We start from the raw sequence: 26,424 nt of genomic DNA, 5'->3' as shown, positions 1-26,424 counted from the left end.
GGGACCGAGGGGGAAGGGGTCAGGTCACCACGACGCCCACCCCTCGGTCATCCCTCACAGCCGAGGAGAGAGTATGACCGGCACAGTCCAAGACGTTCGCGACGAAAATTACAAAGAGTTTACCGAGAGTGCCGGCGCAGTCGTCGCCTACGGCTTGGCCACCTGCGAACCGTGCAAGCAATACGATCCCATCCTGGAAGAAACCGCTGCAAAGTTCCCCACGATCAAGATCGGCAAGGCCAAAATGCACGTGCCAGGCCGATGCCGAGAGATCAAGAAAGCGCATACGTTTGAGACCTACCCCACCACGCATTTCTTCGCGCAGGGCAAACTGCTGCTGACTCGTGAAGGGGTGGTCGAACCGGCCGAGCTGGCGGCATTAATCTCCGACCATCTGCTGAAGTAACAGCCTCCATCTCCGATAGCCCTCACCGCACCCACTGAAGCCCTGCTGCAACTTGTCCGTCGCTAAGGACGCGCACCCTACACGGTCCCTCCCCCACACTTTTTCGCATGAACGGGATACAATGTGCAGGTGAGACCAAAACCGCCGACCGTCTCGCAGTCGATCACCCACGAAACAATGCAGACATTCGTACCGATCGCCTGTGCCATCGCGCTGCTCTATTGCCTCCCATTCACAGGAGCTGCCGAAGCGGAGGACATTTCACCACGCCCTTCACATTCAGTCGTAGCTAATCCATCCAACTCCGCCCCCGTCGAGCCTAGCACCAAGTTCATCGGCTCGCATCGTGGTGGGCCAATGGTGCTCATTCCTGCCGGTGAATTCGCCATGGGCAGCGACCTCGGTCAGGAGGATGAACAGCCGGTCCATCGCGTCTCGGTCAAAGCCTTTTATCTTGATGTGTACGAAACCACCGTCTCTCGTTATGCCGAGTTCCTGGCCTCCCAGAAACCGGATGCGCCGTTCAAGTGGAATGAGGCCACCGCCGGCGCTCACGAGAACAAACCGGCGGTCGGCGTCAATTGGTACGATGCGCGTGACTATTGCCGATGGGTGGGGAAACGATTGCCGACAGAAGCGGAGTGGGAGATTGCTGCTCGCGGCACCGAGGGCCGGATCTACCCGTGGGGAAGTGCGCATCCGACCAGGGGACATGCCAATGCAGGTGAGACCAGATGGCGCGGATACAACACCCTGAGCAATGTCGGACGCTTTGAACTGGGCAAAACACCGGAGGGGGTGTATGACCTGGCAGGGAATCTCTGGGAATGGGTCGCCGACTGGTATGATCCGACCTACTACCAATTCAGCGCACGAGACAATCCGAAAGGACCTTCCGCGGGGCCACTTCGGGCATTGCGTGGAGGCGCCTGGAACAATGATTCCAAGGCCATCAGGTCGTCAAATCGCGCCGGATATGCGCCAGATGCGCGACGGAATGATGTCGGATTTCGTTGCGCGCAAGACGGGCCGTCCCCGGAACGGCGTTAGAACAGGCGGGAGCTGAAGTTCGGCTCTTCAATCGTCCGCATGGCTTGCTTCATCTCAGTCTGCTGAGCCGTAGGCCGCAGGCGGATTTTAAATACCACTCGTCGGCTCTTATCTCGATCAAGGCCACGCGACTCATCCATGACGAGATCTTGCCGACCTCGCCCGCTGGCAGACGTCTTTTCGTGGAAACAGCGATAGGCCCAGGGCGCCGAGTCCTGGATGACTTCCAACCCCTTCACCATCACATTCAACGAACGCTGTTGGCTCAACTTCAAGTTGTAGATATCCGAGCCGCGATCATCGGTATGCCCTTCGATCACGAGCGAATCGATTTGATCCCGCATGGCACCGCAGAGCAACGCCGCATAGGTCGGCATCGCATCCGCAAGAAATCGGTCCGCCACCGACGAGAGTGCGCCTCTCCCGAACTCAAAGTTCAGCAACGCCTCCGGCACGACAATCCGCACCACATTGGGATCGGCGGGATCGGCATCCAGGGAAAGGTCGAATCGTTGAAAATGGTCGCGCAACAGCCCCTTGATATCATCCGTCGTCGTCCGAGCCACCTTCCGCTCCGGCGCCGGAATGGGGACCGGCACCTTCGCCTGTGATTCCGTTTCGGAGACTTTGGTGACATAGGCGCTGAACAGGAGGATAAAAATGACGGCGAGTGACGTCATCAAATCCGTGATGCCCATGGTGAGAGTCGAAGACTGTTCCTGCGAATCCGACGAGAAGTTGGTGCGCATATCAGGCCGCGCCCTTCATTGAGGCGCCCTGACGCCAATTCGCAAACCACCGTAACCCGCTCATGCTGTCATCAGGGATGGCTTCCTCTTCCAATTCTGACGGCAGCGTGTCATCGAAGAACGTCGATTCAAATTCGCTCTCTCTCGGCTCCGCTCCTGGCTCCATTTTTTGGCCACGTTTGAGTTCCTCGACCGAGTGGGCAAGCAAGTGAATCGCCTGGTTCAATTCCTGAATCGGAGCCGCCATCGTCTGCTGCATCACCCGCGATAACTCCTCCGCCAAACGATCCGGTGCAGCGAACCGGCCACCCGGTTCCCGCCTGCTCAACACCTCTACGGCCTCCCTCAGCGCCGTCACGGTGGGACTCAACCGATCACTGAGGGTACCCACGAGGCGATCGCCAAGATCAACGGGCACCGCACCCACTGCGGCAGGCGTGTGTGATGGCCCCGCTCCGGGGGTGAAGTTCTCTAACATCTGTTCCATGGTTCTGCGCGGGAACAGTTCATCGACCATGGCGACAAACTGCTGCTGAGTGGTGCCCAACCGATGCAAGGCGGACTTCTCCAGAAGCACAAAGAGGTTGGCACAGAGCAACCCGACAATCGACGTCAAAAATTTCCCGGCCAATCCGTTGATCAACCCTTGAATGCCCACGATATGTGATCCATCCGCATGAAGTTTGCTCAGGCCGATGAGAATCGCAAGAAACGTGAGCAACAGACCGCCTCCCGTAATCAACGACGGGAACTGATGGTAAAAGGCGAGATTCAATCGGCTATTCAGTAGATCACGAGGGAAAAATTCTGCCGCCGTGCGCGTCGCAAACACTTTCGGCTCGATGAACCAGGCGGTGCGCTCCACAATAAAGGTCTTGCGAAAATGCAGCCAGGCCTGTTCAAGGCGAGGCTCCCGACGCATGGCCTTGTCGAGCGTGTGAAGATCATCCAAATCGACCCGCTCCGATTGACCACCGGACTCGTTGGCCGGTTTCTTCACATCGCTCAAGCTGGGGACCGTCAGCCACTCTGATTGCAGACTCTTGCGGCTGGCAGTGAGACTCGTCAAGGTCGGCCATACGCGGGTGTAGCATCCCTGAACGCTGGAGATGGCCGCCGTCAGCCGCCCGGCATGCCATAGAAACAGCGCGATCAATCCGACGGAACCGAGCCAACTCAACATGGGACTATGGAGCTGCCCGAAGAGCGCCACGTCTTGGCCGAAGAATTCCCAGATGGACATCATGGTGTCAGTACCTCCCGATCGACCCGAGCAGAACGACCCAGCATCCATCCATAGATACAACTTTCGGGCCACAGATACCGGGATGAAGAACGGCTTGAAACCCAGTGAATTTGCGAGTGCGAGGAGCACTCGACGCAGAACACCCGGCAAGAACTGCCGAGCGGTGGAAGTTTGTGCAGCTTCTGTCGTGCGTCGGCTGGCTGGCCCTCGCAGGCACAACGCTCAGCCACGTTGCAGGGAGACGAGAGGAGACGGACCGGAATCAGCCGGCGTATTCGTAGAAGAGATCGCGAGTTTGGACGAGCTTGACGAGTTGAAGCGTTCCGGCTGGAATGGCCGAAACGATACGATCCCACACCGCCTTGGCCAGATATTCGCCAGTGACTGAGGGCGTCGCCAACACCATGCGCAGATCCCGCCCGTCGAACGGGACCAGTACGCGTTCTTTCAGCAAGTGATCCAACGCAACAATATCCGTAACCATGCCGGTCTCACGATCGATCGGTCCATGCACCGACACGAACAGATCCCAGGTATGTCCACGATGGCCGTCATGCACGGCGGTAAACGAATACCTCCTCGTCACCGAGGCCACCTCCGGCCCGGCCTCTGCCGTGAGGTTGGCACAGAGATCTTCATCCTCGTACAACGACAGCCGTTGGAGGGTACCGATATCCGGCTGCGCTTGAAGCTTGTCCCACAGGACACGCGCGACGTTTTCGGAGGTTGGAATTTGGCGCTCAAAATAGGGCAGGTCGAGATTGAGGTGCTTGTGATCGAACTCCTCCAACACCTGCAACAACACGCGTTTCAAATCAAAGAGGTTCACGACCATTCCGGTCCGCTGATCGACCTCTCCCGCCACCGTCACTTCCAGCATGTAGTTATGGCCATGCCCAGGATCGTTATTACAGGGGCCGAACGTGGCGCGGTTCTTCGCAGCATCCCACTCCGGCTTGTGGTACCGGTGGGACGCGCAGAACTCAATGCGTTTGTTGAGGAGAACTGAGGCCATAGGAACCGATTCTCGTTTGACAGCGTTCAGGCACGATTATTGTGGGTGCGCATCGCGCACACATCCATGAACATTACCCGACCGTGCTCAAATCCTCAAGCCATTCCTGTCGCATCACCCACGGCACCTCGGCTTCGGCCTCATACCCGGCATGACGAACTGTCAGCGCCACCCGCGCAGCCTGATCACCGATGGCCGTTACCATCGCAGGGGTCGGACGAAAGCGGACGAAATGAACCGCGCTGATCTTCGTGTCATGACTATGGCCGCCCTCGAATTCGCCATAGACCACGTCCCCCCCTGCCCGGAGGCCGACCTTCTGGCCGTGATCCAGGCCCATAAACAAATCGAGCCACTGCTTCATTGTGTCAGGATCCGTGAGTTCGATCAGGAGAGTCGCACTCAATTCACCCGAGGCCGGGAGAAGGGCATTGTACACATCCAGCTCCTCCTGGACCTTTTGCGGGTCGAAGATCCGCTCGACGCGAATCATTTCCTGGATCTGGAAACGCAGAGTTTCCCGATTCTCGAACACCAACGTGATCTTCTCGCCAAGACCGATCCGCCTACGCCGTTTGAGCTCGATGATGGCCTGACGATACGTTTCGCGCCGCCTCTCATACTCATCGTGAGGAATCAGGTCCTGCTGTGTGAGTGCTTTCATGATCTAGTCCGGGGTGAGAAGACATCTCCTGCCGCGAGCAGGAGGCCAACCCTCAGGAGGCACGCGGGTCCCTGGGTAATCCATACGCGTCTCGCACAATCTGGATGGGATGCTGCGAGGATCTCCCTCCCGCGTGGGCCACGGCCCCGGCTTGATCAAGCTGAAGCCCCGCCAGCGGACAGTCGGATGCCACCAAATCAGCCGGCGCCTGCTCGACCATGCGCACGGCTTTTTGCGCGATCTTCATGGAGAGGGGGAAAAATTCGACCTTGGCCGACCAGGAACCGTCATGCCCGGAACATTTCTCTATGACCTCGACCTTGGCCCCGGCGCATTCCATGAGTTCCTTCGATTTGAAACCGATATTTTGATCCCGCAGATGACAGGGCACCTGATAGGCCACACGACCCGGCTTCTGCGTGAAATCCATGGCCAAGCCCCCCTCACGCTTCATCTTCATCAGGTACTCGCTGATGTCGTACGTATGCTCGGCCACCCGTTTCGCCTCGTCTCCGGCCACCAAACTGACATACTCCCGCTTCACCATGAGACTGCAACTGGGAGTAGGAATGACCACATCATAGCCCTGATCCACCCATGATTTCAGTGAGGCGATCGTACGCTCTGCCGCCGCCACCATCGCCGCTGTATCGCCGATATCGAATGACGGCATTCCGCAACAGGACTGGTCCGGCAGTGCCACTTCAACCCCGTTCTTTTCGAGCACCTGCACGGTCGCTTTGCCCACATCGGTAGCCTGGTAATTAACCAAGCAGCCGGCAAACAATGCCGCTTTCTTTCCAGTGCCTACCTTGCGGCCTGCAGATCGACGAGCCCACCAGCGCACAAATGTTTCACGCTGATAGTGCAACACCTGCCTGTCACGGTGGACACCCAGCACCGTCTGCAGAAGACCCCGTAGCCACCCCTGACCCAACCCCCAGTTGACCAACGGTGCGAAGGCGCTGTTCACTCTCCCCAGCAGATCGGTCCGCGTCAACAGCCAGTCCCGCCAGCGGGTGCCCCGTTCCGTTGCCAGCCGCTTCTTCCAGACCGCCATCAAGAGCGGAAAGTCGATGCCATATTGATGGGGCGGCGTATACGGGCAATGGTTGAAACAGAGTTTGCAATAGTAGCATTCGTCGACGACGCGATGATGGTCCGCCGCGGTAAATTTCGCCACATCGCTCTCGTACTCATCGATTCGATCCAGCAACGTATTGAATGAGGGGCAGAGATTGAAACACCGGCGGCAGCCGTCGCACACATCGTAGATCCGCAGGGTTTCCTTTTCCAGGTCCTTGGGATCGATCGGATTGATGAGGTTGAATTGGTTCATAGGCGCGTTGCCATCATGCAGGCAGCCATCGGCAACCAGCAATCAGCGGAGGAGATCACATCGATCCCTCGCTGATCGCCGATATCCAAAGACTGACGTCGAACAGGTCTTAGCCTTGCTTCAAGCTATCCAGGCCTTTGGTAAACCGATTGGCATGGGACCGTTCCGCCTTGGCCAGGGTCTCAAACCACTCCGCCAATTCAGAGAAGCCTTCATCGCGTGCGGTCTTTGCCATACCCGGATACATCTGCGTGTATTCGTAGGTTTCCCCTTCGATCGCGGACTTCAAGTTGGCTTCGGTGTTTCCGATCGGCACACCGGTGGCGGGATCACCCACTTCTTTCAGAAAATCCAGATGGCCGAATGCATGACCGGTTTCCGCTTCAGACGTATCACGGAACAGCCCGCCCACATCGGGATACCCTTCGATGTCTGCACGGCGCGCAAAATAGAGATAGCGCCTGTTGGCTTGTGATTCCCCGGCAAACGCGTGCTTAAGATTCTCGTGACTCTTCGTGCCCTTCAAACTGTTTCCCATACTCTCCTCCTTCAGTTAAGTGACGAATCGATACTCCTACCCACGACGCTCCATCGCGCCAAGACCTGCCTGCTGACAGTCTGCACAATATCCGTGAAACTCCACTCGATGCCCGAGTACATGAAATCCCCCGGCCTGCCGACTCGGGATGGCCAGATGATTCAACCCGTCGTCCATCACATCCACAATCTGACCACAGCCCAGACAAATCAGATGATGGTGCACCGTGACATTCCCGTCGAACCGCGCCACCTCATGACCGACGTTTACTTCCTGAACCAAACCGGCTTGCCGCAAGACCCCCAGCGTGTAATACACCGTATTGCGTGACATCATCGGATGCTCGCGCTTGACCGTGCGATAGAGGTCCTCGGCAGTGGGATGGCTGGTAGTCTCCGCCAACGCCGCATAGATGGCCGCCCGCTGGCGAGTCACACGCACCGCGTGCCGTCGAAACCGGGCCTCAATCTCCTGCGAATTCAACTTCATGATCTCGCTCACTAAACAGGAATGATTCCTACATAGCATGCAGGCCCATCGCGCGGCAAGACTGGCTCGGTCTCAGGCATCGGAAGGAAGGCCACAAAGTACCTGAGTCCATGATTCCGGACGACGAGCGAAAGGAAGGGGAAGAGAAGACACGGGCAACACGTTGCCGGAGACCCGCCTAAGAAAAAGAGTTGTGTGGCCATGGAATCGGCCGACCAAACGGCCGAGGACTAGCGGCTTTCATAACGAGGCAATTCCGTCATCATGTCGGCCAGGCACTTATACGCTTGATCCTTCGCCGACAGCAGCGGGGTCTTTACAGGCCAGGCAATGGCGAGAGCCGGATCATTCCATAGGATTCCCCGCTCATCCGGCGGGGAATAGACATCCGTACACTTATACAGAAACCCTGCGTCCTCGCTGAGGACGCAAAAGCCATGGGCAAAACCGGGAGGAATATACAACTGCCGCATGTTGCTATCGGATAGCTCGACTCCATACCACTGCCCGAACGTCGGCGACCCGTGCCGAATATCGACCGCCACATCGTAAACCGTTCCCTTGACGACCGTGACCAATTTCCCTTGCGGCCGAGATAGCTGATAGTGGAGTCCGCGCAACGTGCCACGTACGGACCAGGAAAAGTTGTCCTGGAGAAAAGGTTTGTCGATTCCGGCCGCGTCGTAGCGTGATTCGCGAAAGATCTCGACGAATTTTCCCCGGGCATCGCCGAACACATCAGGCTCGATCTGAAACAGGCCCTTAAGCGGCGTGGGCGTAATCTGCATGACACCTCCTGAATCGCAGGGGGAGAACGGATGGCATCATACCTCGTTCGATCTCAGGCGGAAAGCGACCCTCCACTTCCCCAACCTGATGTTGAATGAACGAAGCCAATAGAGAACCAAGAATGGCAGCTAGTTTCGGTCTGAGGGATCAGCAGTCGGAGGCGGATCAGGGTAGAGCTTCTGCAATCGATCAATCAACGGCTCTGCAGCAGGACTACTCGGTCGGGTTGGATCGCTGGGAGCATGATCCCAGGTCAGCATGGAAATCCCCGCTGCTGCGAAGAGCTGGCGAATGGTGGCCACGATGGCGTCCAGCGTGAGCTCCGTGCCGAATCGCAAGTCCAGCACACGCTCCCGAGGGTTGGTCGGTGGGGGATCGGTGCTGACGAGCGCCCAACAAGCGTCGAACACTCTCCGCCGAAGTTCCTCCGGGACGTTCAGGGTTTCCAGGCCGGACGTGCACAAGGCCGATACCACCAAGGCAAACTGGAGGTCCGGCATTCCTGGTCGCTGGATATTCAGGGATTGCATGGTGATAATATTAGTCGCAGCCGGCTGGGGGAGTCAATTTGGGCCGCTCGGCTGCACGGCACAACGAAACACTACGGCAGATCGACTGGGAGGACACAGGTCGCATGATTACGATTACGCTGATGGGACAACTTCAAACCACGGATGGAGAGCGGGACCTCGCATGTGAACTCCCCACCCCTGTGACAGTTCGGCAGGTTATTCAGCGGCAAGGACGCGGGCTTCGTCACATGCTCCAACTGTTGCGGGAGAAAAAAGTCCTGGTCACCATCAACAAACGCATCGCCAGCGAAGATTCTCTGGTGCAAGACGGCGATGCGGTGCGCTTCGTGGGACATGACGGCGCAGGTGGAAGCGGACTCGCCCCGTCTTTTTAGTATCCGCCACGTACTCATTGGCACGCCGCTACCTATGGCCGCTGCAAAAACACAAAGGCCGGTGCTCTCAATGACGGAGCACCGGCCCTTCAGTCTAATAGAGGAACGAGGCTGACTACTTCTTTCCGAGGATCGAATCTTTGGCCATCTTCGCGACTCGGAACTTCACCACCCGCTTGGCCGGAATCTTGATCGGCTCACCCGTTTGCGGGTTCCGACCCATGCGGGCCTTCCGATTGGCCAGCACCAACTTTCCGATTCCCGGTACTACGAAGGCATTCTTCGCTTCACGATAGGCGAGAGCGGCAAAATCGTCCAGGAACTGGACAGCCGTCTTTTTGGTAATCCCCGCCTTTCCAGCAAGATGGTCAGCAATCTGCGATTTCGTCATCGACTTGGCCATGCGTTCCTCCCTTTGAACAACGAATGAAAGTGAACTGACTTGTGCGGTCTGCGATCTATAAACTCGTACGTACAGAGGTAGAGCCGGAAATCTGCGAGTGTCCTGCAGAATCAGTCCGAAAACAGGGCGAGAGTGTATCCAAAGCCCTGGGGGCTGTCAAGAGCCGCAAAGCGGAGCACGCGCATCCAGAGAGGCGACCAGCACGCTCGATGCTCTTGCGCGCCGTGTGAGCCACAGAGTAGAGTAGAAAGGCATGCTGCTGTTCAATGCATCACTCAGGATCACGAGGCGTCGCCATGGCTAAAGAACTTCCTATTCTTCCCTCTACCGCCCAACCAGCCGAGGGCGCCGCACCCGAAGCGGTCATTTACTCACGAGTCTTCTGCAAAAATGACAATGCTCCACCGCTTCGCCTGTTGATGGAATTCCTCAAGTCGCGGGGACAACTTCCCATTCTCCCCCCCGACATGAGCGATGCCATGCTGGACGAGTGGGCATGGGTGCAGGTCATTTTGGGTTATGCGCGCGAGCGTAAGCCGATTCACGTGTTTTGCGTGCGCGACCGGGGCAGCTATCAAGATTTGTTCGAGCAGGAGCAGAAACAATTCCTGGAGCATCTGTCCTCACACGACAGCCTCGAGGCCAGTCTGGCCCAAGAACACGTCACCCGCGCGCGGTTCATCCTCACAACGCGCATGGTCGAAGCCGACGTCACCGACGAGGGTTATGATTTCAACGGATGGATTTTGGAATTTTTCCAGGAACACTGCAACGGCATCGTGCAGATCGATCAGCAAGGATTCTTCTCCCCCAAAGGAGAACTCATCGTCGATCTCTCTCTCCCCGAGGAATAGGCACCATGGAGGCCACGGCGTCCTCCCCTCACACCTTGCCCCTCTTCCAGCAAGCCGAGGACTGGTTCAGACGTGCACGAGCCTCACTGCTGGGGCAGATCCCCTGCGGGCGCGGCTGCTGCGACTGCTGTACCGGCATCTTTCCCATCACTCGCCTCGACGCCCTCGAAATACAACGTGGCCTTGATGAATTGCCTTCCGCCCTCACGCACGCCATCGTCACGCGGGCCAGAACCCAGATCACCGCTGTGGAAACGGCCTACCCAAGGTTGAAATCGACACCGGGCCTTGACGAGTGGGCAGATGACACCATCGATGAGATAGCCGAACGATTCGCCCACCTTCCCTGCCCCGCCCTGGAGGCCGACGGAACCTGCAGTATCTACTCCCACAGACCCATCACATGCCGCACGATGGGCATTCCCGGCGAATCGGACGGGATAGTCCATGGTGCTTGTGCCGTCCAAACCGCCGTGCCCATTGTCCGCCTCTCAGCCACCCTTCGACGCGATGCCGACCGCCTGGCCGAACACGAGGCACTCTCTTTGTCCATCCTGCGCCGAGCTCAACCTCCGGGCGACGATGAAATCCTCCTGCCCTATGGATTCGTGCCAAATGGTGATCCAACTCCCTAGACAGCAACAGAAACGCTATGCTAATGTGTCGGATCTGATCGACGGGAGCGCCTGTAGCTCAGCTGGATAGAGCATCAGCCTCCGGAGCTGAGGGCCACAGGTTCAAATCCTGTCAGGCGCACCATTCGCTCTGTCAGGTACGTTATGATCGAAACATAGTGCACACAGGTGGGGCCGTTAGCTCAGTTGGTAGAGCAGCTGACTCTTAATCAGCGGGCCGTAGGTTCGACCCCTACACGGCCCACCATTATTTCCAATCACTTACGCAGTTCAACCCCTCTTCAAGACCCGCCAGCTGTGCTAAATTTGTCCTAGCTCCTCGCATACGATCTAAAACTTCTACCTCATTTCGTAAACTCTCCAGATAATGATGCGAATACCGTTGCGTCATGACGGACGATTTGTGCCCCAGCAACTAGTTGCACCTTGTAGAGATCGATTCCGCTCTGTACCAGGATCGTCGAAAACGTATGTCGCAGGTCGCGAAAATGGAAACCCTCGATTTTCGCCTGCAGAGCGCAAGACGCAACGAGCGCCACAGATGACCAGACTCGTTCCTCCTTCTCATGCTGAGCGTGGCGTAGATTCAACTCTCCCGGCTAGGAGATGAAGAAGTTTCACTGACTGAGCCGGCAGCGACCACCGCACTCCTCCCAAACCGCGTTTTAGCTCCCTCTTTTTCGTTCCCTGCTAGAAAGGCCTCGCCTTCGCAGTTCGAATAGCAGGCCCGCGCCATCCTCAGCACCAAGAAATTATCTGAAGATCAGGAAAATAAGCATTCCCGAGATCTCACTAACTCACTATACTGATATTGAGAATTGAAATCATAATATTCATTCGCCCTGCTCCAATCTTCAGCGCGACCAGGAACTGCCCGTTTATGTCCCTCGCCTGAAGACAAGGCGGCACTGATCAAGCCCATCAGGTCGACGGAGTAGTGTGAATGGACCCGCTGGGTGGAGACGGTGAAGGGAGCACCCCTTTACCATCTCCACCCAGCGGCTTCACAGAGAACACTTTATTCTGGAGGGGCAACGTATGAGTTGTTCTCGTTGCGGAGGATATCTTGCCAGCGAGCCATCCAATGACTTCTATCATCCGGAGGAGCGATGGAGGTGTATCAATTGCGGGGCCCATAGCTCACTTTGCTCATACTCCTCAGGCGAGAGGCAGGCGAAATCACGCCGCACCATATCCAACATAACGGTAGACGATCTACGAATCACACGACATCCCTAGTCCTAATCCGGATGAATCTTTATTGCGAATCATCGGCCGTCTGACGACCGATCATCGAAACCGCCCTCCCATACAACAAAGGAGCTCACAACCCATGCATTCGCTGAATCCGCGCAATGGCCAGACGGCACTCAACATGTGCACCTGCGGAAAACTTCACTTCAGGTATGGCTCAGTCACCCTACATTTTGAGTCCAACGAGTTCACATCGTTCGCCAACGCCGTGGCACACCTACACGCACGGTATAAGGAGTTACGGCAGCCACAACCATCCGGCACAATCCCGACACTACACAATGACTTCTGCCACTAATCCAGGAAACCGCCATGAAGCTCTATGATTGTCCACGCTGTAAACATCACAGCCTCGCCCCCACGGGTGGATTTTTATCTTGCGGCCACTGCGGCTACGCTATCACAGCCCATGCCTTGGCCGTCGAACAACAACCTCGAAAAGGCGCTTCGCCAGCTCAGAATCTTGCGTAATTCAACTACGATCATAATGGCTGAGAAAAATCCCGTCCGAAAAGACCTCTTACGCAGAGCACAGAGTGACTTGCCGGCGGCACTCAGCTTAATCGCATCGCTATTCATGATTCTGGTCGCAATTACGAGTTCACTTTTTGGCTCGAACTAGCTCCGGCGACCAAAATCCAGGCGCGCCTTGATCGAGGCAGGCACCAGTTTGGTCACCGCTTTCACTCCCAGGCGAAGTAATCATGTGCCATCCAAGGCTCATCAGAGCCATGTTCCTCACGGCAATTCTGGCCGCCCACACCATAAATTCGCCCAGCCACGAGTAGCCAACCCACGGCCACATTCAAGTCGAACTTCCCAACGTTATCCAAATTGATGCTGTCATTATCGAATCGGATACACCTTGGTCCCATTTGTCTAGACCTGCTGCCTTAACGCGATTGATCTCACAGGCACTCCTCACAAGCGAATCAATGTGTTTAACCGAGATTGGGACGCATTACCAAAGTGGTACGCGAGTTGCTACTGCTCAGAGTCGTTATGGCAGCGACACCCCGGCAAAAACAGAAAAGATAAAAAGAGGAGGCACGATCATGCTCTGGGCCATCATCATTGCGGGAACTTATGTGGCAGGAATCTATCTCATTCGCCTGGTGTGGTGGCAGGAGTAATGCGTCCTCACGCCAGTCATCTGAGCGCTGCTCACAACGAGACAGCGACCGACCGCCGACGTGAACAGACGGAACACCCTCGACCTAGCCCCTTCGACTTACTCACCATCAACTATCGAGAGCGATTTTATTGCATGGCGAACTGGGAAAGCCCGAAACCTGCAGCCCGTGAACCGCTACACGACTACTCCCGCGACCAGTGCGAAGCTCTCAAGTCGGGGGCTCACTAAATGATCTCTTTCTTGGGCGATCGGCGCTCACTGGAAATCCCTACCCAAGACAGCTTATTCCTGCCCCGCCTGTACCGGAATCATCCGTCGCTCTGAACGTCGGGGGTGGCGAGACCTCGTCCGGTATCTGCTTGGTCGTTACCCTTGGCGGTGTCGGGCCTGCAGCCACCGCTTTTATGCCGCAAGCCGCCGATGAACTGTCCCTAAATTACCTGTCTTCACAAGTCATTCGAATTCCCGCATCGACTTCATCCAACGAGTCTCTGGCCCCTCCAAGGCGGGATGTTGCCACACTGCGTCTCGGAACTATACTCCCTTCCATGAGCCACTACTCCCCAGCATCACTTGGCCCTCTGGGCCGCCCACCTTCATCCGAAGCAATTCTCATATTTCAGCGGTCTCGAGACCGCCTTGGAATCGTCTGTCCTGTCATGTTCTCCGGCGCCCTCTTTATCGGAGAGGGCCTTATACACAACCTGTCTCAAACGGGATGTTTAGTGGAATGCCACCGGAGAATGTTGGAGGGTAGCTATATGGCTGTGCGCCTGCTCCTGCCCGATACCACCCACGCACTGATCATTGAACTCGCCGCCGTCCGATGGATCAGGGAGGAATACTTCGGGATCGAATTCCTCAAGCTCCCTACTTCTGATCAGGCCCGCTTAGCTCATTTCCTATTGGCCCACCAGCGCTGATCTTCTAACGTCTCAACAACCCTTCACAAACGCCTGTCCTCACAACCCAAAGTCGATGCTGTATCCCGACGGAGGTGTTGGTACTATAAAATCACGACCGCCGTATTGAAGGCTCGCCGATCCCCCTGCAATGCCTGGGTCCCAACGCGGCTGGGCCAATCCGACAATGCAGTTCCGCGGATCCGACGGAGGTCGTCTCAACTAGGACCCGATTGCTATCTCCTACCAGCTCAATCGTAAAACTCTTCCGTCGATAGACCTACCCAAGATACGAAGAGAAACCCTGCACCAGGCACAAAAAGCGATCCAATCTGGGGCCAACGCCTTCTTGCCTGCAATCGATAATTTCAGTGAATAAGAAAACTATGATCGGTCTTGATGACGCCGGTTGCGTTCATCGAGCATTCGGTCTAGCCAAAAGCAGTCCTCGAGACACGCCGGACATCAAGAGACTCTCGGCAACATCTTGTGAAGTGGGGGGGTGTTCGACGTCAATTAGATTTGAGGGTCGCATTGCCGCGGCTGAAATGTTACCGAGAAGGAACCGTTGCCTCATCTACAATGCTACCGGCCGTCGAGGACGACCGGAAAGGAGCATCGATGAAGAGGCAACTGAGTGTAACGAGTCGTCAGGAATTGATGGATTCGCTGCGGGCGCGCTACCGTTCAGGGTCACGAGTGGAAAAATGTCGGATCTTGGACGAATTCGTGGCGGTAACGGGATACCACCGCAAACACTCGATCCGTCTGCTGACACTGGGCAGGGTGGCGCGACCAGCGGTGGCGCGGGCGCGTCCACGTCGCTACGGCAACGCGGTCGCCGAGGCACTGGTGGTGCTGTGGGAGGCCTCCGATCGGGTCTGCGGCAAGCGGCTCAAGGCACTTATCCCGACCCTGCTTGGCGCGCTGGAACGACATGGACATCTGCAGCTCGACCGGGATGTCCGGGTGAAGGTGCTCTCGGCAAGTGCGGCGACGATTGACCGACTCCTCGTCCTGCCCAGAAGCGGGAGTGCTCCCCGTCGGCGCCACCGCTCGGGGCCCACGACGGCCATTCGACGGCGTGTCCCGCTGCGGACCTTCGCCGATTGGGGCGATCCCATTCCCGGGTTCGTCGAAGCGGATCTGGTCGCCCACTCCGGTGAACGCGCCAGTGGCAGCTTCGCGCAGACACTCACACTCACGGACGTGGCGAGTGGCTGGACTGAATGTGTGGCGCTCATCGTACGAGATGGATCGCTTGTCACGGAAGCGCTCACGAAGCTGCGCAGGATCATGCCCTTCCAGCTGCGTGGCGTTGATACGGACAACGGCAGCGAATTTCTGAATGACATCGTCATCGCGTACTGTCACGACCATGCGATCGAGTTCACGCGTTCGCGGCCCTATCGCAAGAACGATCAAGCATGGGTCGAACAAAAGAACGGCTCGGTCGTCCGACGGTTGGTCGGATACCGACGGCTTGAAGGTCTCGCGGCGGTTGGGATCCTGGCTCGGCTCTATGAGGCGGCCAGGCTCTTCGTGAACTTCTTCCAACCCTCGTTCAAACTGGCTTCGAAGACCCGGGTCGGCGCCCGGGTGACGAAACGCTATTACCTGCCGGCTACCCCGAGCGCCAGGCTCTTGGCATCGGAGGCCGTTCCAGAAGAGGTGAAAGACAAACTGCGCGCAGTGGCCTCCTCCTTGGATCCGCTGCGGCTGCTCGATGAGATTCGGACGATGCAGGGCCACCTCGCAGAGATCGCCGCCGGCGAGGTCCCGGCACTGCCTGCGAGCCGAGATCCGGAGCTGGAGACGTTTCTCAAAAGTCTGAGGACGGCCTGGCAGAGGGGCGAAGTGAGGCCAACCCACGCCGTGCAGCCGAAGTCATTGCGGGACTGGCGGACCCGCGTCGATCCCTTCGAGCAGGCCTGGCCCCTAGTTCGCCACTGGCTGGAGGCTGAGCCCGATCGAACAGCCAAGGAGCTCTTCCACCGTCTCCAGGTCGCACAACCCGATACATTCTCAGACGGGCAGCTTCGAACACTCCAGCGGCGGGTCCAGGCGTGGCGGACGGCGGAGGCTCGGCGGCTCATTCTTGCCAATCCCAGCGCGCACGAATGGGCCCGTGATTTCTCCCCCACGCTCGGGTAACATTCTATTGTGAGGCAACACGCCCTGCAATTCTAATTGTCGCTGAACAGGGGGGGGTGATCGTCGGCTGGCTGAGATCCTTTGATAGTGCAGGCGCCGCGTAACGGACCAGTCAGACACATTGTCGGTATACAGCGCCTCAGCTTCGGTCAATGCCGACCATTCACCTGTCTCAGCGCGGCGAGCTTGCGGCATCCCGACAACCAAGCCGCCCGCAAGGAACCGAGCCTACCGACGACATTGAAACCGTGAGTGCGGCACGGAGCCCACGCGTCATCGCCCACCGAAAGAACGGACATACATGAGAACTTGCCAGGCCTCCTCCTCGGTCAGGACGAGTGGAATAAACGGGGCCATATCCGTCCCGGGACTCCCGTTCTTCAGAATCCAGAACAGCTCACCGTCCGTCCTGGCCTGCTGCCATAGCCTATCAGTAAAGTTCCGTGGGAGTGGTCCTTTGAAGGTGGAATAGTCCAAATCCATTCCTAGTCCCTTCCCATCCGACCCGTGGCAGGCGCGACAGAATGCTTTGCCTTCGAAGAGCGCCTTTCCCTGCTGGAGCATTTCCGGTGTAACAGGAAAGGGATTGGTTACAGTCCTGGCCGCCTCGATCTGATCGATCGGAACACGGGGCCTTAACACTTCGGAATTCGCCGCCCAACCAACAGATACACCGCCGAGCAGCAGCCATCCCATCAGGCATAGACGTCCAGCATCCATCACAGCGTCTCCCTTTCATCAGAAATAGCACAGGCGGAGAGGGCTGTGCCCCCTCCGCCCGATGGATCTGCGTCGCTCCGGCTATTCAGTGCGATGCTTGTGGCCTACAGACTGGGGATGCCCCACCTGACCGTTCGGCGCCTTGGCTCCGTCCGGCCAAAGATGAAAAATGATCCCGTCGGTTTTGGCCGCAATGGCAGCGACTTCCTTCGCCTGCGCCTCCGGCATGTCCAGAATCTGCACCCGCCCCGTGGCAATCTCTACCTCATGATCGTGGTAATACTTATTCCACGTCTCCAACGGAACATGCGCGCGAGAGACGGACTTTGCGACGAAATATTCAATATCCGTCAACAAAGCATTGGAATCTGTCGACTCGAACAACAAACACTGCAGCACTTCCGGGGAGATCGGCTTGCAGTAGTGATGATACGGACCGTGCACCGATCCGTCTTCAAACTTGTGGGGAGCCATGACATGAATGGTATAGCCCTGTGCCGGTGTCGGCATAGCTTTCGCCGCCGTGGCGGCAGCTGGTGCCGCAGAGGAGGATTTCATTTCGCGGGCAGTCTCCGCACAACCGGCTGCCGTCAACGCCGCCGCACACAATCCAAACATCAAAATCGCACTTCGCATAGTGGCCTCCTTACAATTAGGGCACAGGATGGATCACGCGCTATTCGCAGACTTACTCCGTCCGCGGTTTATGCCCCACGGACGTCGGATGCTCCACCGATCCATCCGGAGCCTTCGCACCCTTCGGCCACAAGTGGAAAATAATGCCATCCGTCTTGGCCGCAGCCGCCGCCACTTCTTTGGCCTGGGCATCAGGCATATCCAGCACCTGAACACGCCCGGTCGCTATTTCGACCTCATGGTCGTGATAGAACTTGTTCCAGACATCGAGAGGCACCGCCGACCGTGACACAGGCTTGGCCACAAAATACTCCACGTCGGTGAGCACGGCATTGGGATCCGTGGATTCGAACAGCAGACATTGCAAGACTTCCGGCTTGACGGCCTTACAATAGTGATGGAACGGGCCTGCCACCGACCCATCTTCCATTTTATGGGGCGCCATGACGTGAATGTCGAATCCGTCCGCCGGACCCGGCTTCATATCCGCCGCAAGTGCAGGCCCGCCGAGGGCGAGCGCAATGGTGCTCGCACCGAGCACACAAAGATTTCGAAACATAGATGGCCTCCTATGGTTGGGGTTGGAACGTACCGATGCTTGGACAAAATAGTCTGACCAAGGCACACGTATCTGCCCGTGAGAGTCACAGGCGGCCCAAAAGGATTCGTGTTTTATTTCGGCAATTGTGGCATACTGAACGGGATCGGCTCTCCTGCCAGCGCCTTCAAGAATGCAACGAGATCGCTTTTCTCCTCCGCCGTCAGATTCAACGGCTTGACGAGGGGGCTCAGATTGGGATTGCTCCCGCCGCCCTGATCCATAAATTCGACGACCTCTTCCAGCGTTTTAAACGCGCCATCGTGCATATACGGAGCGGTTTCTGTGATGCTACGGAGCGTCGGCGTTTTAAATGCGCCCCGGTCTTTCTCCGCCCTGCTGACAGCAAAACGCCCAAGGTCTTCCTTCATCGGACCGACCTGAGGCACGCCGAGGTTGTGAAACTGATTATCGGTGAAGTTCGGCCCATTGTGGCAGAGGATGCAACGAGCCTTGCCCTTAAAAAGGGCCAGTCCTCGAACCGCCGCCTCATCCATGGCTTTCTGCGCGCCTAACACGTATTTATCAAAAGCGGAATTGGTGGAGAGCACTGTGCGCTCATAGGCGGCGATCGCCTCGGCAATGCCCTGAAGATTGACATCTGTTCCAAATACAGCCCTGAATTGTTGCTGATACCCTTTGATCTTCCCCAGCTTGGCCACCACATGTTCATGCGTCTCGGCCATCTCCACGGGGTTATGAATCGGCCCGATGGCCTGCTCTTCAAGCGAACGTGCCCGACCATCCCAAAACTGAACGTGATTCAATCCCGTATTGTAGACCGTAGGTGACTGTCGTCCTCCGACGCCTCCGCCGACTCCGATGGACGTCTGGCGGGGATCCGCAAATCCGGTCCCGGGGTTGTGGCAGAAGGCGCAGGAGATCGCGTTATTTTTGGAGAGTCGTCCGTCAAAATAGAGTTGCTTGCCGAGTTCGATCTTAGCGGTGTAGTTGAGATTGGAGGACGGTATCGGGACCACCGTCGGCAGGGGCCCGACATCCGGGACCGTGACACCATCGATCGTCACGGTGCCATGAGGGGCATGGCCGGACGGCGATGCTTGCACGGAACCACTTCCTGCTCCAAGTGCACAGAGCACCAGCAGTGCGAGGATCAAGCGTAACGTCGCGTTAGATTGCACCATGAAGAGAACCTCCTGTTGAGATCGCGCATGCCAGACACTCTCGACCTGGTTGGTCGACACGGCGCATTGTACGCAATTCAACCCATCTGGTCGAGGCACTCTTTGGGCGGCGGGAAGAGGCTGCCAACACATCGCGACAGCAGAGCAGCGGTCGGCCGAAGCCTACGGCCTTACAGGCCTCGCATTGTCGAGCGCATGAGACTGTCAGCTTGTGGAGGAAGAAATCCCTGATAACCCTGGTGCCGCTCGGCCAATTCAAGGACGGAAAAGGGTTGCCCATCGAGCATCTCAGGGGCTGTAAAAATTTGGCGCAACGTGCCTCCCCGGGCACCGACGATCTCGCCGGCAAAGACCACGCCCTTCGCCTTCAATTTGAGAATGGCCTGCTCGATGTCTTCGACACGGACCGCCACATGGTGAAACACCTGATCACCGAATTTCTCGACCCAGCGGGGGATGATGCTGGTCTTGCCACGGTCGTCCGGATAGGCCTGATCGACAAACAGCGCCGGATACCCGGCCCACCGGAATACTTTGGCATACCAATCGTCAAAATGAAGCGTTTCATCGTACCGATAACCCAGTGCGAGAAATTCCTCGGCGCGCCGATCAATATCCATCGTCCGGATGGTGACATGGTCGATCACCGGGATAAACCCAACCCCGACGTCGTCCAGCGCCCGGCGAAGCATCCGTCCTGCGCTATTCTGCGCCAGAAAGTCGGCCGTCATACGAGCCATCACCGCATCGAGGTCAGCTTCTTGCCCCATCATTCCCTCCTTCCGCCCGTCCAAACGTCACGCCCTGGGCCAACGGCAACTCAGTTCCCCAATTAATCGTGTTGGTTTGTCGACGCATGTAGGCCTTCCACGCATCGGAACCGGCTTCCCGTCCGCCACCCGTGGTTTTTTCTCCACCGAATGCCCCGCCGATTTCCGCACCGGACGTCCCGATGTTCACATTGGCAATGCCACAGTCGCTGCCGATCGCGGACAAGAAGGTCTCACTGTTCCGAAGATGGGTGGTAAACAGCGCGGAGGACAGTCCCTGTGGAACTGCATTGTGCATCCGGATGGCCTCGTCCAGCGTTCGATAGGTCATGACATAGAGAATCGGCGCAAAGGTTTCCCGCTGGACGATATCCCAGTGGTTCTGCGCCCGCACGATCGTGGGCTCAACAAAATATCCGGGGCGAGACAAGACACATCCTCCGCATAGCACCTCACCGCCCGCCTTCTTCACTTCCTCAAGCGCAGACAGGTAACGCGTCACCGCCTCCCCGTCGATAAGCGGCCCCATCAGCATATCCGGCTCGAGGGGATCACCGATTTTCACCTGCGCATAGGCCGACAGCAGTCGCGGGACCAGCAGCTCGTACTGAGATTCATGCACAATCAGTCGCCTGGTACTGGTGCAGCGCTGTCCCGCCGTACCGACCGCGCCGAAGACGATGGCGCGCGTCGCTAAATCCAGATCGGCTGTTTCGTCCACGATGACGGCGTTGTTCCCGCTCAATTCCAGAAGACTCCGGCCCAGCCGATGTCCGACCACCTCCGCAACGTGCCTCCCGACGGGCACCGAGCCGGTGAAGGAGATCAACGGAAGCCGCTCGTCCCGCACCATCCGCTCGGCCAGCTCGACGCGATCCGTCGTAAAGAGCGCGAAAACACCGGGATACCCGGCCTCTTCCAGCACACGATTGCACAGCCGCTGAACCGCCAATGCACAAAGTGGAGCTTTCGGTGACGGCTTCCACAACACGGTGCTGCCGGTTACCGCGGCAATAAAAGCATTCCAGGCCCAGACCGCCACAGGAAAGTTAAACGCCGTAATGACACCCACCACACCCAATGGATGCCATTGCTCATACATCCGATGCTGTGCACGCTCCGAATGCATGGTCTGCCCGTACAACATGCGTGACAGCCCGACGGCGAAGTCCGCCATATCGATCATCTCCTGCACTTCGCCATCGCCCTCGGCCTTGATCTTGCCCACCTCCAACGACACCAGCGTACCCAAGGCATCCTTGTGCACGCGTAGCGCCTGACCAATCAGACGGACCACCTCGCCGCGCTTCGGCGCCGGCACCATACGCCACGAGGCCTGGGCCTGCTGCGATCCGGCTACGAGGACATCGTAATCGGCAAGGGAACACCCGTACACTTGCGCCAGCGGTTCTCCAGTTGATGGATTGCGGGACTCGACGATACCGGCGTCGGTGGTGCGACTCCACGTCGAAGAGGAGAGACATCCCCCGGGCTGTTCCTGCGTCAACCCCAAGGTCTTGAACAGTTCCTGTATCGTCATGATGCCGTCAGGCCCGGAAACAATCCCCGAAGCGATTGTTCAGCACATCCTGCAAGTGAAAGTGTTCCTGCGTGACAAAGCCACGATAAGCTGAAGGTCTGGCCATCACAAGATCAACGACGCAACAAAGCGACGACGCTGTCGTGACCTGAATCGCAGACCAGAGCCGCCCGAGGATCGTCCGCGGATACACCTTTTTCACATAGGTCTCCTCGAACAACTCACCCTGCCTGGTGCCGGTCACGGCCGCATAGATCAACACTACGTCCTGCTGCGTCTGAGGAATCGCTCTCTCCAGGATTCGCTTGAGCGTCTCCCGATCCTCCTTCAGCTTGAGGTCCTTCATGAGAAATTGAATTTTTTCGCAATGCCCGGGATACCGCAGGGTCTTATAATTCATGGTTCGGACCCGTCCGCGGTACGTGTCCGCGAGAGTGCCCAGGCCGCCGGACGTGTTGAAGGCCTCGTAGAGCAGCCCGTCCAATTCAATTGTCTCATATCCTTCCAACGGCTGAAGGTGGACCTCCTCCCCCTCCTCAATGCCGACACAGACGTTGGCATACTCGTTGATCAACCCGTCGGTGGACCAGGTGAGGGAGTACTTCAGCGCATTACTCGGATGAACAGGCAGGGCACCGACACGCATCTTCACGTTGTCGATGGATTCAAAATGGCCGATAAGGTCATTCGTCACGATACTGATAAACCCCGGCGCTAACCCGCACTGAGGAATAAACGCATGATCGGCACCCGCGCTGATCGCCTTGACGCGACCGGTCACGGCCACGTCTTCGGTCAGGTCGAAATAATGGAGTTGATGGGCTCGCGCGATCTCGGCAACGGTCGGGTTGCAGAAGTACGGCAGGCTGGAGATCACCGCATCGAAGGGGGAGGAACTGACGTATGCCGCAACCGCATCTGGTCGCCGCACGTCTAACGCACAGGGAGTAACCGCGGACAACGACAAGTCATCAACCAGTCGCTTCGGGGCATCAAGGGTAAGATCGGCTAGGTGAACGTGGTACTGCCCACTAGCCGACAACAACCCAGCCACGAGGGACCCGATTTTTCCGGCTCCAAGCACCAGCACCTGAGGCATCAGTCACCTCACAGCCCATTATACTCCTTCGGACGAAAAGAACCGCCTTTTCTGAACGAAAGGTGGGGACAGAGCTGGGCCGGGGAGACGAATGAGGGGAATATTCTTCTGAACTGCTGTGGATTACGACGACGCCAGGCGCGAACGGGACGGGTTAATCAGAGCTGATGATTTTGAGGAAGGATTGTCCATCGCCTCAAACAAGAGGCAACACTTGAGACGACCACAGACACCGAGTAATTTGGGGTCATCGACAGGAAGCCCCAACACCCGTGCTTGCTTGACAGTCACCGGTTTCACTTCAGTGAGGAACGCGGCACAACAGAGTACGAGACCGCATGTATCGATCCCGCCCAACCGACTGGCTTCGTCGCGTACCCCAACTTGACGCATTTCAATACGCCCGCCGAATCGGCGCGCCAACAAGCGAACCAACTCGCGAAAATCGATTCGATCCTCAGCGGTATAGACAAAGGTCATCTGCCGGCGATGAAACGAGCAGAACACCTCCACAAGTTTCATTCTGAGTCCCAGGGCCGCCGCCTGCTCCCGACACGCTTTCATTCCCTCCGATGCCAACCGTTCGTACCGATCGATCGTGGCCACATCTTCGGTTGTCGCCTTCCTGGTGATCGGCTGAAGCACGCGCATGGGCGGAATGAACGGCATCACCTGAGGAGCCCCGTAAACGACCCCGTAGCTCAACTCGCCGGCCACTTCGAGCAGTACCCGATCCCCCATCACCAGGGACGCCTCTCCGGCATCGAATTTCTTCACCTCCCCACGGTCACGGATCTTTACGCCCACGATCCGAACGACTGCGGGATAGGGGTTCGCGAGTTCTTGCGCAAGAAGTTTCTCGACCATGGGGGCATGATACACCATCCAATCTTTCAATTGAAATGCTCAGCGCTGTCTCATCGCCATCGAAAATTGCTCAACCACCACCGAGCAGCCATACAGCGACCAAGCAGCAATCTCTCGCAAACCACTGATAGTAATGATTATTTAGACAGGAAGACGAAAGAGAAAATATGTTAGGCTATTCCGGAGCAGGAATTCTTGGCTGAGGCCACCTATTTGATACGACCGTGAGGGGCATGGTGCGAATACCAAACAAAGTCATCCTTCCATTCGGCTACCACATCATGATCAGGCAGGTCACGGACTCCGAGATGGACCGGCAGGATTCGAATGCGGATGGGATTTGGGACAATGAAGCCAAGACCATCTATATTCGCAAACGACTACCCGTCACGCGGCGGAGATACATCCTCGCCCATGAACTGGGACATGCCTGGCTCGACTGGCAACATCGATATCTGGATGATGGAAAGGCTCGTAGTTGACCCGTGCTGAACCGAGGACACCTCCCGTCCGGAAGTGAGTTCTTCCCGGACCGTGCTAGCTGTCCGCCTGTACCTCCTCCAGCCTGATAATTTCATTCCACTCGGCCGCCCGCACCGGCTGAACCGACAGCCGCGATCCCTTTCGAAGCAATTCCATTCCCTTCAGACCAGCCTTCGCACGCAACAGGTCCAACGACAGCGGCGCGAGGAATTTGCGAACAAACCGGATATCGACCATGTCCCAGCGAGGCTGAGCCGGATTGCCGGCCGGATCGTAGTGCGAATCCCGCTTATCGAACTGCGTGGCATCGGGATAGGCCGCTCTCACCACTTCCGCAACTCCAACCACCGCGGGCGGATTGGCATTACTGTGGTAAAAGAGGACCTGATCCCCGATTTTCATTGCCCGCATAAAGTTACGCGCCTGGTAGTTCCGTACACCATCCCATGAAGTCGTGCTCTTCGGTGACCCAGCAAGATCATCGATTGAAAAGACCTTGGGTTCGGATTTCATCAACCAATAGTGCCGTCCGTCTGCCATCGAATCCTCCTCAACACTTGGTGTCTGTACGCCCTCAGTGTATGCTGAGCACTCTGTTTCGCCTATTAACCGGGAGCGTCCATGGACCTCACGCCCATGTGGTTCGGTGTGTATAAGGCCTTGAAATACCTGCTCTACCCCTTGTCATGGATTCTCATCGCCGGACTCCTCGCCCTGTTGACCGCCTGCCTCCCCGTGTCCCCCGGGCGGAGGACTTGGGTCAGGCGCCTCTTGTTCCTCACCGTGCTACTGTTGCTGCTGACGGCCACTCCCGTACTATCCCTCCTATACATTGCGCTGCTCGAAACGCAGTATCCATCATTCCAGCCCACTTCCACATCGAAGTTCGACGCGGTGGTGGTTCTGGCAGGAGGCGTCTTTCAGAAGGGATCACTCCGCCCAGCCGATGAGGTTTCTGATGCCTCCCGCCAGCGTACGGGTTGTGGCGCAGACTTGTGGCAACAGAATCTTGCCCCAAAACTGTTGCTCACCGGGGGCGACGCCACTGTATTCCGAACCGGTCTGCTGGAATCCCACGAGATGAAACGGTGGGCCCTTCGCCTTGGTGTGCCGGAGTCCGCGATCCTGATCGAGGAACAATCCAGGACCACTTATGAAAACGCCGTGCAGACCAAAGCCATACTTGGGTCAGGACGCATCATATTGGTGACCGCAGCCTATCACCTGCCCCGCGCAGTCAGACTCTTCGAAAAGCAAGGTTTTGTCGTCACCCCGTTTCCCTGCGGCTACGAATCTCAACACACTCCACAACAAGCCTGGGAACAGGCCACCCTCTTTGACTTCCTGCCCACAGCCAAGGCCCTGCTCATCACCACCCAAGCCGTCGACGAAGTGGCAGGGATCATCGTTTATTGGCTTGCCGGGAAATTGTAGGATCCCCCCAAGACTCTAGCCTGCTGAGACTCCACACAGCCAAAAGAATAAGGGCCGTGTAGCTGTGCGACGGAATGCTGTCGTTCGTCTGGCTCACTCGCCGGAAGGCTCACGCTCAAGACAGTCGATCACAGAGGCGTAGGTCAGCTCACGAACACGAGCCTTGGAAGGACCAGACAGGCCGATATTGGTTTCGAGCCACACACGATCGGTGATCTCACCGCGCGCTTCGTTGCAGCGCCGCCACATCTCGTGCAAAAACTCAATGGGCAGCCCAACCTGCACCCCTTCCGATTCGATGCGGTCATCTAAAATAGCCAGTAAATCGGCGATGGCATGGTCCGGCTGGTACGGAGGTGCCGAGAAGCCGAACGCCTCTTGAGCCTGCGACTCCTGCCGCGCTTGCTCGACAAGATCCCGCATGTATTCTTTCAGCAATCCAATAATGTGGCCTGACAAACGCATCGACGACAGAGTAGCCGCAACAGTCCTCCCGGGGCAAGACTGAGGGCTATGAGGCTTTGGTTGACCACTGATTCTGAGGTTCTCTATGATAGCGCCTGCGCAGGATGGCACGAATGCCATCGCGCAAGTGACTCCCAT

General features: G+C 57.3%; 29 protein-coding genes and 2 tRNA genes. 11 read left to right on the top strand and 20 right to left on the bottom strand.

Annotation, left to right across the window (positions count from 1 at the left end; genetic code table 11):
- Positions 1–73: 73 nt before the first annotated feature.
- Together NSND_RS15190 and NSND_RS15185 are read left to right on the top strand one after the other, a co-directional pair.
- Positions 74–406 carry a thioredoxin family protein gene (locus NSND_RS15190; RefSeq protein WP_013250523.1) on the top strand — a complete coding sequence of 111 codons (333 nt, stop codon included), beginning with the start codon at positions 74–76 and terminating at the stop codon, positions 404–406.
- A 357-nt stretch (positions 407–763) separates the two neighbouring features.
- The gene (locus NSND_RS15185) at positions 764–1,456 is read left to right on the top strand and encodes a formylglycine-generating enzyme family protein (protein ID WP_159450813.1); all 693 of its coding nucleotides are present in this window, start codon (positions 764–766) and stop codon (positions 1,454–1,456) included.
- On the opposite strand, the gene NSND_RS15180 is transcribed toward NSND_RS15185, so the two are convergent.
- The 9 genes from NSND_RS15180 to NSND_RS15140 all read right to left on the bottom strand — a co-directional run bounded on the left by NSND_RS15180 (position 1,453) and on the right by NSND_RS15140 (position 8,785).
- A complete protein-coding gene (locus NSND_RS15180) occupies positions 1,453–2,205 on the bottom strand; it encodes an OmpA family protein (RefSeq protein ID WP_080879792.1) in 753 nt (250 codons plus the stop codon). The two genes, NSND_RS15185 and NSND_RS15180, sit on opposite strands and share 4 nt — an antisense overlap.
- A gap of 1 nt (position 2,206) precedes the next feature.
- The gene (locus tag NSND_RS15175; RefSeq protein ID WP_080879791.1) at positions 2,207–3,451 is read right to left on the bottom strand and encodes a hypothetical protein; all 1,245 of its coding nucleotides are present in this window, start codon (positions 3,449–3,451) and stop codon (positions 2,207–2,209) included.
- A 262-nt stretch (positions 3,452–3,713) separates the two neighbouring features.
- Positions 3,714–4,466 (bottom strand): 6-carboxytetrahydropterin synthase, encoded by a 753-nt coding sequence (locus NSND_RS15170; RefSeq protein ID WP_080879790.1) that lies wholly within the window; start codon positions 4,464–4,466, stop codon positions 3,714–3,716.
- 73 nt (positions 4,467–4,539) lie between these two features.
- Entirely contained in the window at positions 4,540–5,130 is a 591-nt protein-coding gene (locus NSND_RS15165) for a DUF3501 family protein (protein ID WP_080879789.1), read from the bottom strand.
- 52 nt (positions 5,131–5,182) lie between these two features.
- Positions 5,183–6,469, bottom strand: a complete 1,287-nt coding sequence (locus tag NSND_RS15160) for a heterodisulfide reductase-related iron-sulfur binding cluster (RefSeq protein WP_080879788.1) — start codon at positions 6,467–6,469, stop codon at positions 5,183–5,185.
- 109 nt (positions 6,470–6,578) lie between these two features.
- A complete protein-coding gene (locus NSND_RS15155) occupies positions 6,579–7,007 on the bottom strand; it encodes a rubrerythrin family protein (RefSeq protein WP_013250530.1) in 429 nt (142 codons plus the stop codon).
- Between the two features lie 36 nt (positions 7,008–7,043).
- Positions 7,044–7,496, bottom strand: coding sequence for a Fur family transcriptional regulator (locus tag NSND_RS15150; RefSeq protein ID WP_159450812.1), 453 nt, complete (start codon positions 7,494–7,496; stop codon positions 7,044–7,046).
- Positions 7,497–7,726: 230 nt separating this feature from the next.
- Positions 7,727–8,284 (bottom strand): dTDP-4-dehydrorhamnose 3,5-epimerase, encoded by a 558-nt coding sequence (rfbC, locus tag NSND_RS15145; protein ID WP_080879786.1) that lies wholly within the window; start codon positions 8,282–8,284, stop codon positions 7,727–7,729.
- 129 nt (positions 8,285–8,413) lie between these two features.
- Entirely contained in the window at positions 8,414–8,785 is a 372-nt protein-coding gene (locus tag NSND_RS15140) for a hypothetical protein (protein ID WP_080879785.1), read from the bottom strand.
- Between the two features lie 134 nt (positions 8,786–8,919).
- Here NSND_RS15140 and NSND_RS15135 point away from each other — a divergent pair, with 134 nt between their 5' ends.
- Positions 8,920–9,192, top strand: a complete 273-nt coding sequence (locus NSND_RS15135) for a MoaD/ThiS family protein (protein WP_013250534.1) — start codon at positions 8,920–8,922, stop codon at positions 9,190–9,192.
- A gap of 115 nt (positions 9,193–9,307) precedes the next feature.
- Here NSND_RS15135 and NSND_RS15130 read toward each other — a convergent pair whose 3' ends face one another.
- On the bottom strand, positions 9,308–9,595 hold the full coding sequence (locus tag NSND_RS15130; protein ID WP_013250536.1) for an HU family DNA-binding protein: 288 nt from the start codon (positions 9,593–9,595) through the stop codon (positions 9,308–9,310).
- Positions 9,596–9,891: 296 nt separating this feature from the next.
- Between NSND_RS15130 and NSND_RS21050 the strand changes: the two genes are divergently transcribed.
- From NSND_RS21050 to NSND_RS15095, 6 genes are all read left to right on the top strand, one after another.
- Entirely contained in the window at positions 9,892–10,449 is a 558-nt protein-coding gene (locus tag NSND_RS21050) for a hypothetical protein (protein WP_143833575.1), read from the top strand.
- 5 nt (positions 10,450–10,454) lie between these two features.
- Positions 10,455–11,084 carry a YkgJ family cysteine cluster protein gene (locus tag NSND_RS15125; protein ID WP_159450810.1) on the top strand — a complete coding sequence of 210 codons (630 nt, stop codon included), beginning with the start codon at positions 10,455–10,457 and terminating at the stop codon, positions 11,082–11,084.
- A gap of 47 nt (positions 11,085–11,131) precedes the next feature.
- A tRNA-Arg gene (locus NSND_RS15120) sits at positions 11,132–11,208 on the top strand.
- Between the two features lie 47 nt (positions 11,209–11,255).
- A tRNA-Lys gene (locus NSND_RS15115) sits at positions 11,256–11,331 on the top strand.
- Between the two features lie 2,546 nt (positions 11,332–13,877).
- Positions 13,878–14,396: a PilZ domain-containing protein gene (locus tag NSND_RS22185; protein WP_080879781.1), complete on the top strand. Its 519-nt coding sequence runs from the start codon at positions 13,878–13,880 to the stop codon at positions 14,394–14,396.
- A 600-nt stretch (positions 14,397–14,996) separates the two neighbouring features.
- Positions 14,997–16,529 (top strand): DDE-type integrase/transposase/recombinase, encoded by a 1,533-nt coding sequence (locus tag NSND_RS15095; RefSeq protein WP_080877520.1) that lies wholly within the window; start codon positions 14,997–14,999, stop codon positions 16,527–16,529.
- Positions 16,530–16,802: 273 nt separating this feature from the next.
- On the opposite strand, the gene NSND_RS15090 is transcribed toward NSND_RS15095, so the two are convergent.
- The 8 genes from NSND_RS15090 to NSND_RS15055 all read right to left on the bottom strand — a co-directional run bounded on the left by NSND_RS15090 (position 16,803) and on the right by NSND_RS15055 (position 23,904).
- A complete protein-coding gene (locus NSND_RS15090) occupies positions 16,803–17,249 on the bottom strand; it encodes a c-type cytochrome (protein WP_080879780.1) in 447 nt (148 codons plus the stop codon).
- 81 nt (positions 17,250–17,330) lie between these two features.
- Complete coding sequence (locus NSND_RS15085; protein ID WP_080879779.1) at positions 17,331–17,885, bottom strand: DUF1264 domain-containing protein; 555 nt, start codon at positions 17,883–17,885, stop codon at positions 17,331–17,333.
- A 52-nt stretch (positions 17,886–17,937) separates the two neighbouring features.
- Positions 17,938–18,444: a DUF1264 domain-containing protein gene (locus NSND_RS15080; RefSeq protein ID WP_013250548.1), complete on the bottom strand. Its 507-nt coding sequence runs from the start codon at positions 18,442–18,444 to the stop codon at positions 17,938–17,940.
- 113 nt (positions 18,445–18,557) lie between these two features.
- On the bottom strand, positions 18,558–19,628 hold the full coding sequence (locus NSND_RS15075) for a cytochrome-c peroxidase (protein WP_080879778.1): 1,071 nt from the start codon (positions 19,626–19,628) through the stop codon (positions 18,558–18,560).
- Positions 19,629–19,798: 170 nt separating this feature from the next.
- Positions 19,799–20,401, bottom strand: a complete 603-nt coding sequence (locus NSND_RS15070) for a VOC family protein (protein WP_235000270.1) — start codon at positions 20,399–20,401, stop codon at positions 19,799–19,801.
- On the bottom strand, positions 20,382–21,938 hold the full coding sequence (locus tag NSND_RS15065) for an L-piperidine-6-carboxylate dehydrogenase (RefSeq protein WP_143833574.1): 1,557 nt from the start codon (positions 21,936–21,938) through the stop codon (positions 20,382–20,384). Before NSND_RS15065 ends, NSND_RS15070 begins: the two co-directional genes overlap by 20 nt.
- 7 nt (positions 21,939–21,945) lie before the next feature.
- Positions 21,946–23,037 (bottom strand): saccharopine dehydrogenase family protein, encoded by a 1,092-nt coding sequence (locus NSND_RS15060; RefSeq protein ID WP_080879777.1) that lies wholly within the window; start codon positions 23,035–23,037, stop codon positions 21,946–21,948.
- A gap of 123 nt (positions 23,038–23,160) precedes the next feature.
- Positions 23,161–23,904, bottom strand: coding sequence for a PSP1 domain-containing protein (locus tag NSND_RS15055; protein WP_235000269.1), 744 nt, complete (start codon positions 23,902–23,904; stop codon positions 23,161–23,163).
- A 233-nt stretch (positions 23,905–24,137) separates the two neighbouring features.
- On the opposite strand from NSND_RS15055, the gene NSND_RS15050 reads away from it, so the two are divergent.
- A complete protein-coding gene (locus NSND_RS15050; RefSeq protein ID WP_013250554.1) occupies positions 24,138–24,386 on the top strand; it encodes an ImmA/IrrE family metallo-endopeptidase in 249 nt (82 codons plus the stop codon).
- Positions 24,387–24,441: 55 nt separating this feature from the next.
- Here NSND_RS15050 and NSND_RS15045 read toward each other — a convergent pair whose 3' ends face one another.
- Positions 24,442–24,927 (bottom strand): EVE domain-containing protein, encoded by a 486-nt coding sequence (locus tag NSND_RS15045; RefSeq protein WP_080879775.1) that lies wholly within the window; start codon positions 24,925–24,927, stop codon positions 24,442–24,444.
- Positions 24,928–25,008: 81 nt separating this feature from the next.
- Between NSND_RS15045 and NSND_RS15040 the strand changes: the two genes are divergently transcribed.
- The gene (locus NSND_RS15040; protein WP_080879774.1) at positions 25,009–25,821 is read left to right on the top strand and encodes a YdcF family protein; all 813 of its coding nucleotides are present in this window, start codon (positions 25,009–25,011) and stop codon (positions 25,819–25,821) included.
- Positions 25,822–25,914: 93 nt separating this feature from the next.
- On the opposite strand, the gene NSND_RS15035 is transcribed toward NSND_RS15040, so the two are convergent.
- Positions 25,915–26,406 carry a hypothetical protein gene (locus tag NSND_RS15035; RefSeq protein WP_235000268.1) on the bottom strand — a complete coding sequence of 164 codons (492 nt, stop codon included), beginning with the start codon at positions 26,404–26,406 and terminating at the stop codon, positions 25,915–25,917.
- Between the last annotated feature and the right edge of the window lie 18 nt (positions 26,407–26,424).

Origin of the sequence: Nitrospira sp. ND1 (assembly GCF_900170025.1) — a bacterium.
Taxonomy (GTDB): domain Bacteria; phylum Nitrospirota; class Nitrospiria; order Nitrospirales; family Nitrospiraceae; genus Nitrospira_A.
The sequence above is the reverse complement of the archived record's forward strand: the minus strand, read 5'-3'. Positions and strand labels throughout refer to the sequence as shown.

Bases quoted from the DNA above. Each gene is read 5' to 3' on its own strand.
- NSND_RS15175 (WP_080879791.1), bottom strand. From the start codon at position 3,451: ATGATGTCCATCTGGGAATTCTTCGGCCAAGACGTGGCGCTCTTCGGG.
- NSND_RS15070 (WP_235000270.1), bottom strand. From the start codon at position 20,401: ATGATGGGGCAAGAAGCTGACCTCGATGCGGTGATGGCTCGTATGACG.
- NSND_RS15180 (WP_080879792.1), bottom strand. From the start codon at position 2,205: ATGCGCACCAACTTCTCGTCGGATTCGCAGGAACAGTCTTCGACTCTC.
- NSND_RS15035 (WP_235000268.1), bottom strand. From the start codon at position 26,406: ATGGCATTCGTGCCATCCTGCGCAGGCGCTATCATAGAGAACCTCAGA.
- NSND_RS21050 (WP_143833575.1), top strand. From the start codon at position 9,892: ATGGCTAAAGAACTTCCTATTCTTCCCTCTACCGCCCAACCAGCCGAG.
- NSND_RS15170 (WP_080879790.1), bottom strand. From the start codon at position 4,466: ATGGCCTCAGTTCTCCTCAACAAACGCATTGAGTTCTGCGCGTCCCAC.
- NSND_RS15055 (WP_235000269.1), bottom strand. From the start codon at position 23,904: ATGGTCGAGAAACTTCTTGCGCAAGAACTCGCGAACCCCTATCCCGCA.
- NSND_RS15040 (WP_080879774.1), top strand. From the start codon at position 25,009: ATGGACCTCACGCCCATGTGGTTCGGTGTGTATAAGGCCTTGAAATAC.
- NSND_RS15095 (WP_080877520.1), top strand. From the start codon at position 14,997: ATGAAGAGGCAACTGAGTGTAACGAGTCGTCAGGAATTGATGGATTCG.
- NSND_RS15130 (WP_013250536.1), bottom strand. From the start codon at position 9,595: ATGGCCAAGTCGATGACGAAATCGCAGATTGCTGACCATCTTGCTGGA.
- NSND_RS15090 (WP_080879780.1), bottom strand. From the start codon at position 17,249: ATGGATGCTGGACGTCTATGCCTGATGGGATGGCTGCTGCTCGGCGGT.
- NSND_RS15075 (WP_080879778.1), bottom strand. From the start codon at position 19,628: ATGGTGCAATCTAACGCGACGTTACGCTTGATCCTCGCACTGCTGGTG.
- NSND_RS15135 (WP_013250534.1), top strand. From the start codon at position 8,920: ATGATTACGATTACGCTGATGGGACAACTTCAAACCACGGATGGAGAG.
- NSND_RS15060 (WP_080879777.1), bottom strand. From the start codon at position 23,037: ATGCCTCAGGTGCTGGTGCTTGGAGCCGGAAAAATCGGGTCCCTCGTG.
- NSND_RS15140 (WP_080879785.1), bottom strand. From the start codon at position 8,785: ATGCCGGACCTCCAGTTTGCCTTGGTGGTATCGGCCTTGTGCACGTCC.
- NSND_RS15160 (WP_080879788.1), bottom strand. From the start codon at position 6,469: ATGAACCAATTCAACCTCATCAATCCGATCGATCCCAAGGACCTGGAA.
- NSND_RS15185 (WP_159450813.1), top strand. From the start codon at position 764: ATGGTGCTCATTCCTGCCGGTGAATTCGCCATGGGCAGCGACCTCGGT.
- rfbC (WP_080879786.1), bottom strand. From the start codon at position 8,284: ATGCAGATTACGCCCACGCCGCTTAAGGGCCTGTTTCAGATCGAGCCT.
- NSND_RS15065 (WP_143833574.1), bottom strand. From the start codon at position 21,938: ATGACGATACAGGAACTGTTCAAGACCTTGGGGTTGACGCAGGAACAG.
- NSND_RS15150 (WP_159450812.1), bottom strand. From the start codon at position 7,496: ATGAAGTTGAATTCGCAGGAGATTGAGGCCCGGTTTCGACGGCACGCG.
- NSND_RS15050 (WP_013250554.1), top strand. From the start codon at position 24,138: ATGGTGCGAATACCAAACAAAGTCATCCTTCCATTCGGCTACCACATC.
- NSND_RS22185 (WP_080879781.1), top strand. From the start codon at position 13,878: ATGCCGCAAGCCGCCGATGAACTGTCCCTAAATTACCTGTCTTCACAA.
- NSND_RS15080 (WP_013250548.1), bottom strand. From the start codon at position 18,444: ATGTTTCGAAATCTTTGTGTGCTCGGTGCGAGCACCATTGCGCTCGCC.
- NSND_RS15165 (WP_080879789.1), bottom strand. From the start codon at position 5,130: ATGAAAGCACTCACACAGCAGGACCTGATTCCTCACGATGAGTATGAG.
- NSND_RS15125 (WP_159450810.1), top strand. From the start codon at position 10,455: ATGGAGGCCACGGCGTCCTCCCCTCACACCTTGCCCCTCTTCCAGCAA.
- NSND_RS15155 (WP_013250530.1), bottom strand. From the start codon at position 7,007: ATGGGAAACAGTTTGAAGGGCACGAAGAGTCACGAGAATCTTAAGCAC.
- NSND_RS15045 (WP_080879775.1), bottom strand. From the start codon at position 24,927: ATGGCAGACGGACGGCACTATTGGTTGATGAAATCCGAACCCAAGGTC.
- NSND_RS15085 (WP_080879779.1), bottom strand. From the start codon at position 17,885: ATGCGAAGTGCGATTTTGATGTTTGGATTGTGTGCGGCGGCGTTGACG.
- NSND_RS15190 (WP_013250523.1), top strand. From the start codon at position 74: ATGACCGGCACAGTCCAAGACGTTCGCGACGAAAATTACAAAGAGTTT.